16 protein-coding genes are annotated in these 18,125 nt (G+C 46.7%); all 16 read left to right on the top strand.

Annotated features, from left to right (window positions below):
• Nucleotides 1-140 precede the first annotated feature (140 nt).
• Nucleotides 141-518: a fimbrial protein gene (locus HJV72_RS08385; protein ID WP_330618892.1), complete on the top strand. Its 378-nt coding sequence runs from the start codon at nucleotides 141-143 to the stop codon at nucleotides 516-518.
• 24 nt (nucleotides 519-542) lie between these two features.
• Nucleotides 543-1,253, top strand: coding sequence for a hypothetical protein (locus tag HJV72_RS08380; RefSeq protein WP_208070220.1), 711 nt, complete (start codon nucleotides 543-545; stop codon nucleotides 1,251-1,253).
• Between the two features lie 12 nt (nucleotides 1,254-1,265).
• Entirely contained in the window at nucleotides 1,266-2,210 is a 945-nt protein-coding gene (locus HJV72_RS08375) for a hypothetical protein (RefSeq protein ID WP_208070218.1), read from the top strand.
• A gap of 3 nt (nucleotides 2,211-2,213) precedes the next feature.
• A complete protein-coding gene (locus HJV72_RS08370; protein WP_208070216.1) occupies nucleotides 2,214-4,010 on the top strand; it encodes a lysozyme family protein in 1,797 nt (598 codons plus the stop codon).
• Nucleotides 4,011-4,020: 10 nt separating this feature from the next.
• Nucleotides 4,021-4,578, top strand: coding sequence for a DUF5038 domain-containing protein (locus HJV72_RS08365; protein ID WP_208070214.1), 558 nt, complete (start codon nucleotides 4,021-4,023; stop codon nucleotides 4,576-4,578).
• Between the two features lie 2 nt (nucleotides 4,579-4,580).
• Nucleotides 4,581-7,715 carry a TraG/VirB4 family ATPase gene (locus tag HJV72_RS08360; protein ID WP_208070212.1) on the top strand — a complete coding sequence of 1,045 codons (3,135 nt, stop codon included), beginning with the start codon at nucleotides 4,581-4,583 and terminating at the stop codon, nucleotides 7,713-7,715.
• A gap of 49 nt (nucleotides 7,716-7,764) precedes the next feature.
• A complete protein-coding gene (locus HJV72_RS08355; protein WP_208070210.1) occupies nucleotides 7,765-11,418 on the top strand; it encodes a VaFE repeat-containing surface-anchored protein in 3,654 nt (1,217 codons plus the stop codon).
• Nucleotides 11,419-11,468: 50 nt separating this feature from the next.
• On the top strand, nucleotides 11,469-11,822 hold the full coding sequence (locus HJV72_RS08350) for a hypothetical protein (RefSeq protein ID WP_208070208.1): 354 nt from the start codon (nucleotides 11,469-11,471) through the stop codon (nucleotides 11,820-11,822).
• A 51-nt stretch (nucleotides 11,823-11,873) separates the two neighbouring features.
• On the top strand, nucleotides 11,874-12,137 hold the full coding sequence (locus tag HJV72_RS08345; protein ID WP_208070206.1) for a hypothetical protein: 264 nt from the start codon (nucleotides 11,874-11,876) through the stop codon (nucleotides 12,135-12,137).
• A gap of 135 nt (nucleotides 12,138-12,272) precedes the next feature.
• The gene (locus tag HJV72_RS08340) at nucleotides 12,273-12,677 is read left to right on the top strand and encodes a zinc-finger-containing protein (protein ID WP_208070205.1); all 405 of its coding nucleotides are present in this window, start codon (nucleotides 12,273-12,275) and stop codon (nucleotides 12,675-12,677) included.
• A 16-nt stretch (nucleotides 12,678-12,693) separates the two neighbouring features.
• Nucleotides 12,694-13,281 (top strand): sigma-70 family RNA polymerase sigma factor, encoded by a 588-nt coding sequence (locus tag HJV72_RS08335; RefSeq protein WP_208070203.1) that lies wholly within the window; start codon nucleotides 12,694-12,696, stop codon nucleotides 13,279-13,281.
• Between the two features lie 86 nt (nucleotides 13,282-13,367).
• Entirely contained in the window at nucleotides 13,368-13,985 is a 618-nt protein-coding gene (locus HJV72_RS08330) for a cell division protein (RefSeq protein ID WP_208070201.1), read from the top strand.
• A gap of 15 nt (nucleotides 13,986-14,000) precedes the next feature.
• Nucleotides 14,001-14,456 (top strand): hypothetical protein, encoded by a 456-nt coding sequence (locus HJV72_RS08325; RefSeq protein WP_208070199.1) that lies wholly within the window; start codon nucleotides 14,001-14,003, stop codon nucleotides 14,454-14,456.
• A gap of 344 nt (nucleotides 14,457-14,800) precedes the next feature.
• Complete coding sequence (locus HJV72_RS08320) at nucleotides 14,801-15,442, top strand: single-stranded DNA-binding protein (RefSeq protein ID WP_208070197.1); 642 nt, start codon at nucleotides 14,801-14,803, stop codon at nucleotides 15,440-15,442.
• Nucleotides 15,443-15,522: 80 nt separating this feature from the next.
• Nucleotides 15,523-16,287 (top strand): hypothetical protein, encoded by a 765-nt coding sequence (locus HJV72_RS08315; RefSeq protein WP_208070195.1) that lies wholly within the window; start codon nucleotides 15,523-15,525, stop codon nucleotides 16,285-16,287.
• 15 nt (nucleotides 16,288-16,302) lie between these two features.
• Nucleotides 16,303-18,117 carry an AAA family ATPase gene (locus HJV72_RS08310; protein ID WP_208070193.1) on the top strand — a complete coding sequence of 605 codons (1,815 nt, stop codon included), beginning with the start codon at nucleotides 16,303-16,305 and terminating at the stop codon, nucleotides 18,115-18,117.
• Nucleotides 18,118-18,125 lie beyond the last annotated feature (8 nt).

Here is an 18,125-nt window from a genome sequence, read left to right as displayed (position 1 = left end):
TGACAATCAATACCATATGTTTAAGGGCAGTCTGCTTTGACCAGACTGCCTTTTTCAGCAGACGCTGAACAGAGGCTGGAAAACTATAAGCGATGCCGGGGAGGTTTTCACTCTCCGGCCACATGAAGGAGGTAACTTGCGTGAAACCAAATACAAAACCAAAGATTCCGCCCCAAAAACGCTGCATCAGTCCGGGAAGCATACTGTATGCCTTATTCCTTTGCAGTACCCTGCTGATTGGAAGTGTACAGCCTGTTTTTGCTGCGACTATCTGGGATAAGGCTTCTGAGATCATGAAGGACGTATATAACCAGATTGTCCTGATTTCAACCATAGCTGCTGTCGTAACCGCATCCGTGGCCTTACTGCTGATGAATTTTTCAAAGAGTGGAAAAACCGTGGACGAATCCCGTGCATGGCTGAAACGCATTATCATTACATGGGCAATTTTAAATGGTCTTGGATTTATCATGGCATACATTACGCCATTCTTTGCCGGCGGCCAGTGGAATGGGTAATCGGCCCGGAGAGGAGGACACGTTATGGGGATACTCGACGGGATCGTGGAATGGATTGCCGAACAGGTAATGAATATTCTGGATTTGATCACCACATCTGTCCTTGGGGCACTTGGCTGTTCCATGGACACGTTTATTCGCTATTTTCCCGCTGCTGATATGCTGTATCAGGTATTTGTGGCACTTGCCATCGGGCTCATCATGCTGAACTGGGTCTGGCAGCTTTTTAAAAATTATTTTATAGGTGCTGGCATTGAAGCTGAAGATCCGATTAAATTATCCCTCAGAAGCTTTATGTTCATCTTCCTTGTTTTTTATGCGAAAGACATTGTGAATCTGCTTCTTGGGATTGCCGGAACCCCTTATAGCTGGATTTTAACCGAAAACCTGCCGCCTGTGCAGTTTGGGATCTTCAATTCCGTTTTGACCGTCATCCTTGGCGTTTGTGCAAATGGCGGAGTTGCGCTTATTTCCCTGATCTTATTGCTGATATTGGCGTGGAATTATATCAAGCTGCTCTTTGAAGCGGCGGAGCGGTATATTCTGCTGGGAGTTCTGGTCTATACTGCACCTGTTGCTTTTGCCACCGGTTCCAGTCAGGCTACCGGGAATATTTTCAAGAGCTGGTGCCGGATGCTGGGCGGCCAGTTCTTTTTGTTGCTGATGAATGCTTGGTGCCTGCGGCTTTTTACATCCATGGTGGGAACCTTTATTGCAAACCCACTTTCATTATAAAGGAGGCTCCAAATGAAACGAAGAAAATGTTTATTCTTGGTCATGCTGCTACTTGGCATCCTGATGCTTAGTTCCATGACCGTTTTTGCAGAAACCATTACCGATGCACAGGTGGAGGAGGCAGTCGCATCCCAAGGCAAGGAAACAGTGACCGGGAACGTGTTCATCTGGCTTTTGTGCGCCGTTGCATTTTTAAAAGTCAGCCAGAAGATTGATTCCCTTTTATCGGCTCTGGGCGTTAACGTGGGAAATACCGGCGGGAATATGATGGCTGAACTTTTGATTGCCGGGCGGAGTCTTACCGGGGCCTTCCGTGGAGGCGGTTCCCATCGTGGCGGTACGTCCTCGGCATCTCCCGGCGCTGCAGCCGTAGGCGGGAGTCTGCTCGCCGGTGGTCTTGCCGGTTCTGTGGGCAGACATGTACAGCGCTCTGCAGTGAACAGTGCAACCGGATATACAGACAGCTCCAGCGTAGGCAGCTCCATCTATCAGTCATCTGTGGAAAAGGGCGGCAATTTTGCCAACCAAGTCATCGGCAGCATTGCCAAAGGTGATTATAAGCAGGTCGGGTCCATTAAGGGAGAGGAAGCCGCCAAAGCTTATACCTCTTATATGGGACTGAATCAACCTCCTGCCGGAAATGGAACGGATACAGACGGGAACCTGAAGGTTCCTACTTACTCAAATATGGAAATCGGCGGAGGAAAAATCACGGGTACAGAGCAGAATGCCGATGGAAGCCGGGATTTCGCCATGTACCATGCAGACCAGTACATGAAGCCATCCAGCGGAGACTACGAGACAGTCACATCGGCGGACGGTGCTACATGGTACAAGCAATATGCACAAAACAGCATGGAGCGGAAACCCTATGAGGGCGAAAACGGAAAGATCGCCTATCAGGAATCCATCGTCCAAAAGCTGCCGCCGACACCACAGCGGAAAGACCGGGTGTAGCCTATGGAACAACACTCTGGATACTCTGACGCCTTACAATCCGGCGCTGCCGCTATAAAAGGCGCCAAAGCCGGTGCTGCCTTCGGACTTTGGGGTGCTGCCATCGGTGCCGCCATAGGCGGAGGGAAGAAAGGCGTGAAGATGCTATTAGCGGTTGCTGCGGGAATCCTCGCATTGCCGCTATTATTTTTGACTCTGCTCCCTGCCCTGGCGTTTGGCGATTTAACAAATTCCGATACGGATGTATGGAATAACAATGGAACCATAAGCAGCAACATCGAAGCCGCAAGGGTAGCCATTGTAGAAGTGTTGGAGGAAAGCCACGAGATTGTGCTGGGGAAAATCAATGCGGAGACAGGCAGGCTCCCAGAAGGAGATACCTTCAGCATCAATGATCCCTTTTCCTATGTAATCTCTGTCAATACGAACCAAATCATAGCACAGTTCTGCGCCAGTAAAGATAATTGGAAGGAAATCAACGTTGTGGAGCTGAAGCGAATCCTAAAAGCCCATGCGGATGAGCTTTATACTTACGAAAAACGGACCGAAACCCATACTTTGGAAGTAACGGTCCAGCCCGATGAGGTGGAGAATGGTTCCGGTGGCTCTGCATCGACAGAGCCAGTCACCCAGACCGTAACGGTCACAGAGCATATTTACACCGTCAAATATCAGGGGGACTCCTATCTGACGGACCATGTATTTTCCTTAACGGATAAACAAAAGGAACTGGCGGCAGATTATGCGGAAAACCTGACACTCTTTCTGGGCGGTACGAATGATGGGATTGCTACGGCAAACGTATCCGATGCGGTGCTTCGTTATCGTAGGGATGTGGAACGGATTGCTGGCCGGTATGGAATGGGGCAATATGTAGAACTGATATTGGCGGTCATGATGCAGGAAAGCGGCGGGCTTGTCCCGGATGTCATGCAGGCGGCGGAAGGTGCCTTTAACACCAAGTACCCTCATGCTCCAAATGGCATCACCGATCCTATCTATAGTATTGAGTGCGGCATTCAGGAATTAAAATATGCCCTTCAAAAAGCCGGCTGCACCGGGCCCACCGATTTGGATCGGATTAAGCTGGCTCTGCAGGGATACAACTACGGCTCCGGCTATATTGACTGGGCCATCGCAAGGGATGGCGGTTATACCAAAGAAAACGCCATCGCCTATTCTGATATGATGTGCGCCCGTCCCAACTGGCATTACTCCATCTATGGTGATAAAGAGTATGTAGACCATGTACTGCGGTACTATACCATAACAAGCGCCAGCGGCGGCAGTTATCCGGCGAACGGGATGCAGATTCCGCACTACCTGCAGACCGATTATGGAAATGTGCCTTATGGCGGCGGCTCCATTGCCTCGTCCGGTTGCGGGCCCACCAGCTTTGCCATGATTGCAAGCTACTTAACCGGCACACAGATTACGCCCATTGATGCGGTTGCATGGTGTGGGAATTCCTATTATATGCCGGGGGTTGGAACCTACTGGTCCTACTTCCAAGCAGCGGCCAGTCATTTTGGCTGCGGCACCGTCATACAGACTGGCGACCCCAATGCGGTTCTAAGGGCACTATCCGAGGGACATCCGGTCATCAGTTCCCAGAGAGCCGGGTTATTCACTTCCGGCGGACACTTTATCGTGCTTCGTGGAGTCACCGCCTCCGGAAAAGTGCTGGTAAACGATCCCAATGACAGCACATCAAAAAATTACATAAACCGGGAATTCGATATGATGAGTGAGATCCACAGTACCGCAAATGCGTACTGGATTTTTGATAAGAAAAAATAAGGAGACAATTATGAATAAAATGAAGTTGATACTTGCTGTGCTTTTATTTGCAGCTCTTATTTTCGTAGGCATAATATTGCCGGTGCTATTAAAAAAAGAACCGGCGCCCCGTCCAGAAGCCCCGGCTTTGTCTGATTCTTTCAAAACGGAGCCAGATGCTTTACCGGAACTAACCTTTGACTCCTTTGAAGCATTGAAAGATATTATGGCGGAGGTAAAGATAGACGAATTAAAAGAACAAATCCCCCAATACTTCCAGTCAAAAGGCCTGACGGAAATTACATCCGCTGCTTTCCTAAGCGAACAGACGGAATATCCCAATGCCGGCGAAATAAAGCTGGTATTTAAGTTATCTGATGAGACAACCCTCCCTGTTTACTGTGACCGGGCCGGGCGCTTCCTGTTTGGGGAGGAACGGATACGGATGACAGAGGAAACCAAGGTGTATGAAAAACCCACGGATGACACCCTGCCCCTACTGACAACTTCAGACATAGAAAAACGTCAGGAAGGCGGATACCCCGATACAACATCCACTCCGGCAGACGAAGAAAAGAAGGAGGACTGATTATGGCATATCAAGAAGAACAACAACCTAACGTGCATTTCCTTCCTCCAAATTTTATCGAGAGGTGGAAACTGTTTGGCGGGACTTTGGATATCAGGAATGCACTGGAGGCCGGTATTTTACTGCTGGGCATCGGGATTCCGGTATTCCACATCCCGGCAACCCTAACCATGCGTATCATCATATTCTGCCTGAGCGCACTCCCTGCGGCGCTGGTTGCCTTGATTGGCATTGCAGGGGAGAGCCTGACGGCTTTCCTTTTTAATGCCCTGCGGTTCCTTGTAAGCCGCCGGAAAATCTACCGGGAAGATTCCCTGCCTGAAAAAAAGCGGCGGTTTTCCTCCCGTGCCAAGGAACCCAAAACAAAAAAGCCACGAGAGAAAAAGGAGAAACAAAAGGCGGCTTTACCACCTGCACCAGAAGTAAAAAAAAAGCCGGAACCGGAGGTGACCTTTGACCGTTCTACGCCCCGTGGCATCCGTAAGCAGGCAAAAGCGGATATACGCCGCCTGAAACGCGAGAAAAAGGCGGCAAAAAAACAGCAAAAGCTTCAGCAAAAAGCCGCAAAAAATGCGGACAAAGACACCAAAGCAGCCAGAAAACGGGAAGGAAAAGAGTCTGCAAAAAAACAAAAGGAAGCCCCAGCGTCCCCTTCCAAACAGTCCTCCTCTGCCAAAAAGAAGAAACGTAGGGAACTTACGTTAGAGGACTATCTGCCAATCGAACGCATAGAGCATGGCATTATCTTCACAAGGGATCACCGCTATGTGAAGATACTGGAAGTGGAACCCATCAATTTCCTCCTTCGTAGCTCCAGAGAACAGCGTGGAATCATTTACAGCTTTATGAGCTTTTTAAAAATCAGTCCTGTAAAAATACAGATTAAGATGATTTCCAAAATGGCGGATATTAACCGGCATCTGGAACAGTCTCAAAAGGAGCTGGATGCAGAGGAGAATGAAAATTGCAGGGTTCTTCAGGAAGATTACATCCGTTTTGTACGGAGGCTTAGTTCCAGAGAAGCGGTTTCTCGCCGCTTTTTTTTAATCTTTGAATATGAGCCTTTTAACGTCAATCGGAAGATCGAAGAAAAGGAAATCATCTCGGAACTGGAAACTGCCGCTCAAACAGCCAAGACGTATCTCTACCAATGCGGCAATGAGCTGGTCGAACATGAGAATGAGAATGAATTCCTCACCGATGTTTTTTATACGCTGCTGAACCGGAAACGCTGTGTAGATCTTCCACTCCCTGAGCGCATCCGTCAGGTTTTGACCGGATATGTAAAAGAAGGCGGGCTGGACCAGCTAGACCATGTGCCGCCTACTGCCTTTATTGCACCAGAGGAATTGGAGCTTACCCATTCCAATTATGTGAAAATCAACGGATTATATCAGTCCTACCTGATGGTTCCCTCGAATGGGTATAAAAGCAAAGTGGCGGCAGGATGGCTTTCCCTGCTCGTAAATGCGGGAGAAGGCATTGACGTGGACTTATATCTGCAGCGCCAGCCAAAAGATAAGATCCAGCAGCGGCTCGGTCAACAGATTCGTATCAACCGCTCAAAACTAAAGGATGCCTCTGATACTAACTCCGATTTTGACGATTTGGATTCCGCTATCCGGGCAGGTTATTATCTGAAGCAGGGCCTTGCAAACAATGAGGATTTTTATTATATGAATCTTCTCATTACAATTACCGCCAGCTCGCATGAGGAACTGGAGTGGCGGATACAGGAAATGAAAAAATTATTGATTTCACAGGATATGAACCTTCATACCTGTGTGTTTTTGCAGGAACGGGCGTTTTTGTCAACCCTTCCTCTGGCAGCGCTTGATAAGAAGCTGTTTGAACTTTCCAAGCGCAATGTGCTGACAAGCGGAGCCGCAAGCTGTTATCCCTTCGTCTCTTATTCCTTATGCGACGATAACGGGATACTGCTGGGCGTGAACAAGTATAACAATTCTCTGGTCATCACAGACATCTTCGACAGCCGACAGTATAAAAATGCCAACATCTGTATCTGTGGCTGCTCCGGGGCAGGTAAGACTTTTACCATGCAGACCATGGCGCTCCGGATGCGTAGGAAAGGCATTCAGGTCTTTATCATAGCGCCCTTAAAAGGGCATGAGTTTTACCGGGCCTGCAAAAATATCGGCGGGGAATTTATCCAGATTTCTCCGGCAAGTCCTCACTGTATCAACATCATGGAAATCCGCAAAACAGATAACTCCGTAAATGAGCTGTTGGATGGACCAACAATGGACGCTTCCGCACTGGCCACCAAAATCCAGAAGCTGCATATTTTCTTCTCGCTTCTGATTCCGGATATGACACATGAGGAGAAACAGTTATTAGACGAAGTCCTGATCCAGACCTATGCAAAAAAGGGAATCACGCATAACAATGAATCCCTCATTGACCCGGCGCACCCAGACCGGTATAAAAAAATGCCGATTTTAGAGGATGTCTATAACATCCTGATTAAAAGTGAGGATACCAAACGCCTTGCCCATATTTTAAATCGCCTGGTCCACGGCTCTGCAGCTTCCTTTAACCAGCAGACCAACGTGGACCTTTCCAATAAATATACGGTTCTGGATATATCAGAGCTGACTGGTTCCAGTGACCTGCTGACGGTAGGTATGTTCGTGGCTCTAGACTTCGTATGGGATAAGGCAAAAGAAAACCGGACTGAAGAAAAAGCCATCTATGTGGATGAGGTATGGCAGTTAATCGGTTCCTCCAGTAACCGTCTGGCTGCCGAATTTGTCCTTGAGATTGCGAAAATAATCCGGGGCTATGGCGGTTCTGCTGTCTTTGCCACACAGGACATCAACGACTTCTTCAGTTTGGAGGATGGGAAATATGGAAAAGGCATCATCAATAACTCCAAGACCAAAATCATCCTCAATCTGGAGGATGAGGAGGCACAGCGGGTACAGTCCATCCTGCATCTTTCTGAAACGGAGGTGATGAATATTACCCACTTCCAGCGTGGGAATGGACTGATTTCCACCAACAATAATAATATCACGGTGGAATTCAAAGCCTCAGCTCTTGAAAAGGAACTGATTACCACAGACCGTCAGGAATTGCTGGAAATTGTGGAACGCAGGAAAAAACAGGCGGTGTAACCATCGCAACATCAAGTTGCGGTAAACCTAAGATTCAAAGGAGGAACGTATGTTACAAAAACTCAAAAACCAGTGTAACCGGCTGCTGGCATTCATGCTGGCAGCCATTGTTATGTGCGGTTCCCTTGCAGCCAATTATGTCCCGGCATATGCTGCTGACGGCACTTTACATTTTAACTCCGGGGAGACCCTTTCCTATGGCAGTTATTTCACGACCCGCATGACATTCGATGGCAGCAATACCGCTTATTGTGTGGAGCCGCTGAAATACACCCCTGCAGCCGGAGATTACAGCTATGATCTGCTCCCTGCAAATTCCCCGGTACGCAAAGCCCTGTTTTATCTGCCCGGCGGGTATGGGTACGAGAAAAGCATTAAAAACAGCTACCTGAGCGGTTGGTCCGATGATAATGCTTACGTGATCGGCCATCTTGTGGCTGCCTATACCTATGCCAACTACAATGATAACAGCGGCGCTTTCCACGGTGCTACACAGGAGTACATTAACAAAGCGAAGGAAATCACGAACGCAATCCAAAGCCTGCCTAATCCGCCAAAGAGCTTCAAAGCATTTATCATCCCAAAAGAGGACAGCCAGACCCTCGCCGGAAGCTGGTATCAGGTACCCAATGGATGGATTGAGCTACAAAAATCCAGTTCCAATCCTGCGCTTTCAGAGGCCAACAAAAATTACAGTCTGGCTGGCGCCCAGTATGGCATTTATCTGGGGGATAAGCTGGTAGAAACACTGACAACGGATAAAAATGGTTACGCAAAATCCGGTGAATTGGAAGAGGCAAGCTATACGCTAAAAGAGCTAAAATCTCCCAGCGGATTTACCGTTGATTCTCAGGCCCATAAGGTATCCGTTGAGGCAGAGAAAACCAATACGGTCAAAGTATCTGACAAGCCAAAGTATAATCCCGTAGACCTGGTGCTGCAAAAATTAGATTTGGAAACCAGCACCAACACTCCTCAAGGAGCTGCTTCCCTGCAGGGTGCAGAATTTACTTTCAAGTTCTATACCCAGCAGTCTGATACCGATCCGGCTGCGGCTGGCAATACCCCGGTGCGGACATGGGTACTGAAGACAGATTCCAACGGAGAAATCCATTTTACAAAGGATTATAAAGTGTCCGGTGATGATTTCTATTATGCAGACAATAAGGTTTGTATTCCATTGGGAACTGTTACGGTCGTGGAAGAAAAAGGACCCGCAGGGTATCTGAAATCTGATGAAGTGTGGGTACAAAAAATAACGGGGGAAGGTGACGCTGAAACCATATCCACATACAACTCACCCACCGTAAAAGAACAGGTAATCCGGGGCGGTGTGAAAGTCCAGAAACGAGATTACGAGACAGGACTTGCCGAAGCACAGGGCGCCGCCACATTGGAGAGTGCAAAATTCACTGTTACCACATTAAATGACAATCCTGTTTTAGTAGACGGGAATACCTATACAAAAGATCAGGTGGTATTGACACTGACCACCGATCAGGCTGGGCTTGCCTCTACCGCAAAGGATGCTCTGCCCTATGGCCATTTCCGTATTGATGAAATTAAGGCGCCAGACGGATACTTAAACACAGGCAAAATCAGTATAGAATTTGACGTTACAGAGGATGGTAAAATCGTGGAATTGATGGATGAAGAACATTCCATTGAAAACCAAGTGATCCGGGGCGATCTGGAGCTGGTAAAAATCAGTGATGGCAGCCAGAAACGTCTGGCAAACGTGCCTTTTAAAATCACTTCCCAGACAACAGGCGAAAATCATGTGATTGTAACCGATAAAAATGGTTATGCCAGCACTTCCGCTGATTGGAATAAGCATACCTTCCAGACCAATCGGGGGGAATCCTCCAAAGACGGAATCTGGTTCGGCACCTCCGAACCTAATGACGAAAAAGGAGCCTTGATTTATGACACATATACCATTGAGGAGCTTCGATGCGATACCAACAAAGGCATGAACCTTTTAAAGTTTGAGGTGGAAGTCTATAAAGACAATACAAAGATTGATGTTGGAACCTTGACCAATGACGAAATCACCATAGCTACAACCGCACTGGATGAGGCCAGCAGCTCCCATATGGCGAAGCCGGAAGAATCCGTTACCATTGTGGATACCGTTGAGTACGAAGGCTTAAAGAAAGGTCAGGAATATAAACTGATTGGCACCCTGATGAACCCGGAGAGCGGAAAAGCCATCGAAAATGATGGCCAGGCAATCACTTCGGAAGTTACTTTTACTCCGAAGAAAAGTACCGGAAGTGTAAAAGTGAAATTTACATTCCATGCAACAGCACTGGCAGGAAAAAGTTGTGTGGTCTTTGAGGACTTATATCAAAATGATACGAAACTGGCCTCCCATGCAGATCTTGCCGATACGGACCAGACAATCTATTTCCCGAAAATCAAAACTTCCGCAAAAGATACAGACACAAATTCTAATATATCCTGTGCGGATGAGGAAGTAACACTCGTAGATACTGTCTCCTTCCAGAACCTGATGCCCGGCGAAAAGTATGTGGTCACAGGCACGCTCATGGATAAGGAGACACAAAAAGCCGTTGAAGTCGATGGCAAACCTGTCACCGCAACCGCTAAATTGAGCCCCAAGGATACTTCCGGAACCGTAGACGTCACCTTCACCTTCAACGCCTCTGGGCTTAAAGGGAAGATCGTTGTTGTATTTGAGTCCATTATTTACAAAGATAAGGAAGTGGCTGTCCATGCAGACCTGACGGATGCCGGCCAGACCATCTACTTCCCTGAGATAAAAACCTCTGCCAAAGATAAGGATACGGATGCACAGCAAATGGCAAACCGCAAGGAGGCCACCATTATTGATATCGTAGAATACAGCAATCTGATTGCCGACGGCAGAGAATACCGTCTGACTGGTACTCTGATGGATAAGGAAACCCAAAAACCTCTGGAGATTGATGGCAAGCAGGTAACTGCCGAAACTACATTTATCCCGGAGGAATCCTCTGGAAGTGTGGAGTTGTCCTTTACGTTTGACGGAAGCGCTCTGCAGGGAAAAACAATCGTTGCTTTTGAAAGCGTCTCTATGGAGGAAAAGGAAATTGCCATCCATGCAGATATTGAAAGCGAAAGCCAATCGGTCTATTTCCCGGAGGTAAAGACATCCGCCAGAGATAAAGAGGACGGGGATCAGGAAGCGCTTGCCGATAAGGAGATTATCATCATTGATACCGTTACCTATAAAAATTTGATTGCCGACGGCAAGCACACCTATAAAGTCAAAGGCGTCCTTATGGATAAAGAAACCAAAAAGGCTCTGGAGATTGATGGTAAGCAGGTAATTGCGGAGGCTGAGTTTGTACCGGATGAACCGGATGGAACCATGGAGCTTTCCTTCACTTTTGACGGAAGCACTTTAGCCGGCCGTGACATTGTTGTTTTTGAAAAGTTATTCTATGTAAACGGAGAGACTGAGGTGGAGATTGCTTCCCATGAGGATATAAAAGATAAGGATCAGACCATCCGTCTCACCGAAGTTCCCAAGGAAGAAACTCCAACGGAAACGCCTTCCGTATCGACGCCGGTAAAAACAGGCGATGACACGAATATGACGCCTTATATTATCGTAGCAGTCATCTCCGGCATTTTGCTTATGAGTGCCTGCGGCTATCTGCTTATGAAACGTAAAAAAAAGAAACTCGATGACTAATCCTTCAGGCCCGGTCCCACTCAGGCCGGGCCATTTCAGGTGGTGAATCTATGATATTACATTCGGACCCAAAACTAATCGGGCAATTTCTTGCCTTATGTGAGAGCAACTGGCACCGGTGCGGTTATGTTTCCTGCAATGGGTGCCCACGCATCCCGCACTGTGACCAGCAGGATTTTCTATTTGCATTAACAGAGGAAGCCGTTCCCGTCATCCTCAGCATAACGGATGCCAAAATCATCTTTTCGGAGCGTCCGGAACCGGAGGAATGCCTCATAAGCCTAACCTATTATCAATTTATCACACTTTACGGCAAATATCTGGCGCTTCAGAAGCTTCCCTCTGATACCTGCCTGGCGGGATTCCTGATTAAACAGAGTACGGAGAAATTATATGACTGGTAATTTGCGCTTTTCTTCTCATTTCCGTATTGCTTATAAAGGAGGTGCAAAGAAATGCTGACAACTATCATCCAGACCATTGTTCATGTCTTTGAGCTGGTCATCGGTATCCCTATGCTGTTTTTACTGCTGACTGCTTTGGGCGTGTTCAAAAAAGAGAACCAAAAGGTGCAGAGGCTGGCAATAAGCTGCAAGATTCTCGTTGCCATTTTCCTGTGCTACTGCTTTATGAAGCACTTTGTTTTCACTCCGGTAAATTATCCACGATTTTCAGATAAATGGTATCTTCCGCTAATCCGAAGCCTTTTTTATACATAAAGGAGCGTAAAACGGTGATACATACCACAATTTGAAATACCCGAACCTGCTTTTACTCAAGCCCTATATCAATTCATCACCTGTCTTTTTAGAATAATCATAACAACACAAATTTTTCAAAGAAAGGTGACTTTTATGGCAAAGAAAAAAATAATGCGCTGCAGTTACTGCGGTAAACCGGCAGTCCTGAAACCTGCTTCTGAAATATTCCATGATGACCGCAAAGGCTATGTTTGTGTTTGCAGCCATTACCCTGCCTGCGATGCTTATGTCTGTACCTATCCGGACACCAAAATACCCATGGGTACACTGGCAAATGCTCCGTTGCGGAAAAAGCGGATTCTCGCACACCAGTCCTTTGACCAGATCTGGAAACGCAATATTTTATCCAGAGATCAGGCATACCGCTGGCTCGCTGACAAACTGGGGATTCCCCTGAATCAAACGCACATCGCACTTTTTGGCGATTACCTGTGTGATCAGGTCATCTCGGAATCTCGGAAGGTACTTGTCAACAATAAGAAAAGCTGCGTGGCATGAGGGGTGGGCATATAACATGAAAAAGAACGAGAAATGGTTAAATGAAACCCAGCGTCAGATGGTGAGCGATGCTCTCCCGCTGGTAGAAGAAACAATAAGAAACTATATTTTTTCAGATAGGAACAAGCCAGACATGAACTACAATGACCTCTACCAGACCGGCTGTCTGGCACTGTGCAGAGCGGCAATCCGGTACGATAACACGAAGCCTTTTGAACCTTATGCAAGACGTGCTGTCCACAATGGCTTGATAGATTACTGCAGAATGGCCAATGTTCAGCCAATCTGTATTCTGGATGAGCCGGTTCTCTCTGACTTGGAAAGTACCACAGCCAAGGATATGCTGACTTACCCCGACTCGGAGGATTTTTACCAGCACTGCCGGAGGGCTGAGGCGATCCTCTATCTGAAAAAGCAGCAGCAAGACAGCAGCGGGGTGGTGCAGAAAGGAATCTACTGCCTGCTGAAGAAAGCACAGGGTTATACCAGCCATGATATGTCTGTCTTTTTCGGTGTCCGTGCAAACAATATCCGAGCATGGATGAGTCTGGCAGCAAAAAAATTGCGGCAGGATGTCACATTACACGAATTACTATCCCGCTGAACATGAGAAGGAGCGATACTATGATTACATTATATACAGCAGTCGGACACCTGAAGTTTGAAAAGAGGCAGGATGCCCAGTTCCCCATGATACAAATCGGACCACAGGATTACGGGCTGGCACCCGAAGAATTGGTCCTGTGGTCCCGTCTGGCCTTCCAGATGCTTACCTGTCAGGAATTGGCTGATGCTTATACCGATGGTCTGCATGTTCAAGGAATTACTTCCGGTGCATCCTTTGACTACTTTCTGCGCCGCCTGTTGAACCGGCAGCTCATTGTCACCGGAAGCGGACTTACCGGCGTCAACGCCTTGTATAACCTTTTGTCCGGTCTCTATATGCAGCCGGTCAAGGATTCTTTCGTCCTGCGCCTGTTTAGCTGTATCCAGCTCCATACCAGCGGGAAGCTTACTGTTTTTGGTTTCCAGAAGCACCTAAAGCGTCCGCAAAACACGCAAATAGAAGCACTGGTATTAAAGCTGACAAAGGAATGTGCCTTCTCCGTTGCAGAACTGTTAAGCTATCTGGAGCTGGCAGAAACCAAAGATATTCCGGCAAAAAAAGCAAAGAAGTTCTTTTATGAAACGGGTCACGAAACCTGTGACAGCCTTGCACAGCAAGTACAGCTTAACCAGACGCAACTGCCCGTTCTGCAGGCAATCGGAAACCTGTACCTGAATAAACAAATCTTTTTCGATAAATGATAGAAAGGAGCCTCTATGCCAAAACCGTTATTCAATAAGCTGGTTGCCATCTGTGCAATCGGCTTTTTTTGTGTACTTTTTGGATGTGTGTATGGAATCCATACCAAAGATAAGATATTCCTGCTGATGAGTATTCTGATCGCACTGTGTAGCCTCATCCGCTTTATTAGCTTCTACCGCCTCATTCATTCCCACCAATATCTATGTCTGGAGGGAATCTGCGTAAAACGGGATCCGGCATTATTAAAGCGTAGCCTTCACATTTTGTTACGAACTGTGGATGGAACGGAATACCATTTTACTCTGGATAAGGGTGTGAAGCTCCTTCAAGGGCATTATTACCGGCTGTATTTCCGAACCGACAGGGTTGGTGACGCCAGGTCGGCCGATGTTCCTAATGCACTTCAAGAATTTCTAGGGTTTGAGGAACTCACTTCTGTTAATTCCAAAAGGACCTCTGAAGGCCAATAGCATGAAACGGATTAGGAAATTTCTGCGGTAGATACAGGAATCTACATCTTGACAAAGAAGCGTTCGAGGAATAGTAACCGCTACAGCTTCAGAATTGCACATCCCAATAAAATTCAAGCACTATATATAGTATTTATTCATTGACTGCAACTATATCTTGTGTTAATATAATGATGTATTTAAAGTTTTGTGCAGCCCGCAACGGGAGTCTGGACCATTCATCCAGAACGCACATGCAGTTTAAGTTTGGAAATTAGTGTCATATTATGCCTATTGGCAGATATGGCACTTTTTTTATTACCCAAAATTAAGTTTATTGCCAAAAGGCAGAAAGGAGAAACACTATGAGTAATATGTTAACACCTATCGTAATCGAAGGCCGGGCCGCAAGAGATCCCGAACTCACTGTCAATCAGGAGACCGGGGCAAAGTATGTGCGCCTCAGCGTGATCCAGAACAAAGGGTATACGAAGGAAAGCGAACATTCCGTATGCTTCTCATGCTTCTTCAATGGAGGACAGGGTGAACGTCTTATTAAGGCAAAAGTCAAACAGGGAAATTTGCTTACCATTGTCGGGGACTTTGATTCCAAAGAGTATATGCGTCAGAGCAGGGAGAATCCCAATGAACAGGTACATGACCGAAGCTTAGAAGTCAGTGTATCCAACTGGAGCTATACGCCTCAGAATAAACCCAAGGATGAAACATCCAATTCCGCTGGCACAAGCTATGGCCAGAACACACAGGGACTGCCACCGGCACAGAATACGCCGCCTGCCATGAATAATCAGCAGGCACAAGGACAGCAAGCCAGAAATAATCAGTATACACAAAATCAGGGAATGCAGCAAGGTCAGTATGGGAATAACCCCGCGTATCCAAATGCTTATGGCGGCAGCCAGACACAGATGAATTACGCTCAAAATCAGCAGCCTGCTGGAAATTTTGCAGGCTATCCGCAACAGGATCTGCCATTTCCCAATTAAGTAACGAAAGAACCCATCAATGAGAGGAAGTGCAAAAAATAATCGGCAATTCCTCTTTTTTGTTTAAGAAGGAGACCATTATGAAATCAAAAGGAATGTTATATGTAAAGATTCTTGCATCTGCCGCAATCCTGCTGGCCATATTTTTTCCAGAGCAATACCGGAGGTACGCAATCACTATCATCCTGTCAGGGGCAGCGGTGATTCTGCTCGTATCCATTTTGCCACGAATCCACCTGCCAAAGATGTCCCGGAATTATTTTTGGACGCCAAGAAAGGCGGCAAAGGTTCCACCCTCCGATGATGTGCGTATGGCCCTGCTTTGTCAGCTCAGTCACCGGATCACAGATAAGCTGAGATCTGCCTATGCGGACGCTACATGGGATTGGTGTAAGAAACCCAACCTTGAGCGTTTCCTTCAGGGAAAAGCCGAGCGGATTCAGTTAACCAATGTTCCGGAATTTACACTTGCAGAAGTAAGTATGGACACCTACGGCACACTTCATCTGCAGCTAATGAAGCTGAAGACCTTTTCAGAGATTGTCGGTCAGGAACCCGAACCAAATGATGTCAGATCAACGACAGTGGACTGTGCTGCATGGTATGAGCTGATCGGTGAATCTGTCCTTACCGGGTTGGTTACGGATTTGAATGCAAGAGGCTATTCCAAACTCACAATCCGGGAGGATGGTTCCATCGTTATTATGGAGCAGGAAAAACCGGTTGTAAAAGAGACACTTGAGAATTTTCCTGCTGAAAACTACTGGAATGAACTGATTTCCATTTTTACGGAAAACGGACTGAAGGCAGCCATAGCGGAAAATACTCTTGAATTATCATGGTAAATGAGGTAATAGACAATGAATAAACTTTTTGAACACTGGACTTGGGACCGGAAACAACCGGAACCCTTTGACCAGTTTGACAGTAGTGAATTAAGACGCAAGGACAGCATATCCCAGTATAATCAGGGACCTAAAAAAGTGGCAACGGTACATTCGCTTTTGATTCGTGCAGTTATGACTTACATGGAACTGGAAGCGGAAGCTGCAACGGTTTCTTCCAAACATACCGGCGCACTTGGCAGTCAGGGCAACGATTTGACCATCGCTGAATACGCCAGTATCTCATCGGATGAACTGCACGTAGTAATCTACAACAGAAATGAAGGGAAGTTTAAAGCCGGGAGGTATCCAGATCCCATCAATCCGACGGGAAAACCGGAGTCTTACTCTTATGCGGAGAATGGAAATAGCGGAACGGCTCTCTTTTTTGCTTTGATGCCGACTGCTATGGGCGACAGAGAATTTAATGGTGCATACCAGAAGTTAAAAATTCTACTTCAAAGCGGAGTTTACACGAAAGACGACTTATTGAAAAGCGCGGCCCTGCTCTGTGATAACTTCTACCGCCGGGTAGAAAATGCCGCCAACTTGGGTGCTGATGGAATACCCGTTAAGCTTACAGCCGGAGGCGTGATTCCGCCAATCCGGCCCATCGAAATTAAGCAGGGCAGATTTTTGGCTACCAATGTACTTTTGGGAGATTTTGAGATTATAAAAAGCAACTATGTCTCACAGGGCCCCGCTGTAGTCATACCACATAAAGATTTTGTTGGTAAATATGTATTGGATGAATCCAGAGTGCTGTCTCCAGAGGAAGAGGCAACTGTTCCGGATCTCCCGGAGTGGTATATTATCCCGCCGGAAATCAAGCAAATCTGTGAACACGCCAAGCTGACAACTGGATCTACACATGCTATGCGCAATTTTTTAATGCGTGGACCAGCAAGTGCCGGCAAAACAGATGGCGCAAAAGCAATTGCTTCAGCATTGCACTTGCCCTATCGCTTTATGACCTGTTATGCAGGCATGGAAATAAGTGATTTGGTTGGACAGTTCTTGCCAGATATTCCTCAAAAGTCAAAGAGAAAAACGACCGTTTTCCCATCATTTACGGATATTCAAATGGATCCTGCCAGTGCATACTATACGCTAACAAATAAATATGACGACTCCGTTGATGGAAATGTTGTATTGCAAGAGATGCTATCTATAGTTTCGGAGCAATCCCGCCAAGAAACCTTGGCACAAAGGAGCGGTAAATCATTTAAGTACGTGGATACGCCGTTGGTAGACGCAATGCGCTATGGATATGTATTAGAAATTCAAGAGCCTACAGTAATTACCAATCCAGCAGTGCTTGTAGGGCTAAATGGACTTCTGGATCAATGTAAATCTATTACACTGTCTACAGGGGAAATAATAGAGCGCCATCCAGATACAGTAATTGTAATGACGACAAACGTGGGCTATGTAGGCTGCCGAGATATGAATCAATCAACTATCTCTCGAATGCATCTGGTTGTAGATTTGGAAGATCCCGATGAAGAAACACTTGTCAAACGGGTGAAAACTATCACCGGATGCAAAGATATATCAGCCATAAGAACCATGGCGCATATCGTGAAAGAAATTCAGTCATACTGTCAGGAAGCTTCTATCCGAGATGGATGTTGTTCCTTGCGTGAGCTGATTGCATGGGTACAGTCCTATATGATTTGCGGAAATATTTCAGAAGCTGCAAAATATACTGTCCTCGCATCTGCCTCATCAGACGGACAATGCCGGGAAGAAATCCAATCCCGTTGTTTAGACACTGTGCTTGCAGCATAGAGGAGGAT

Origin of the sequence: Extibacter sp. GGCC_0201 (assembly GCF_017566055.1) — a bacterium.
GTDB lineage: Bacteria > Bacillota > Clostridia > Lachnospirales > Lachnospiraceae > Extibacter.
Note: the sequence above shows the minus strand (reverse complement) of the source record. Positions and strands in the feature narration are given on the sequence as shown.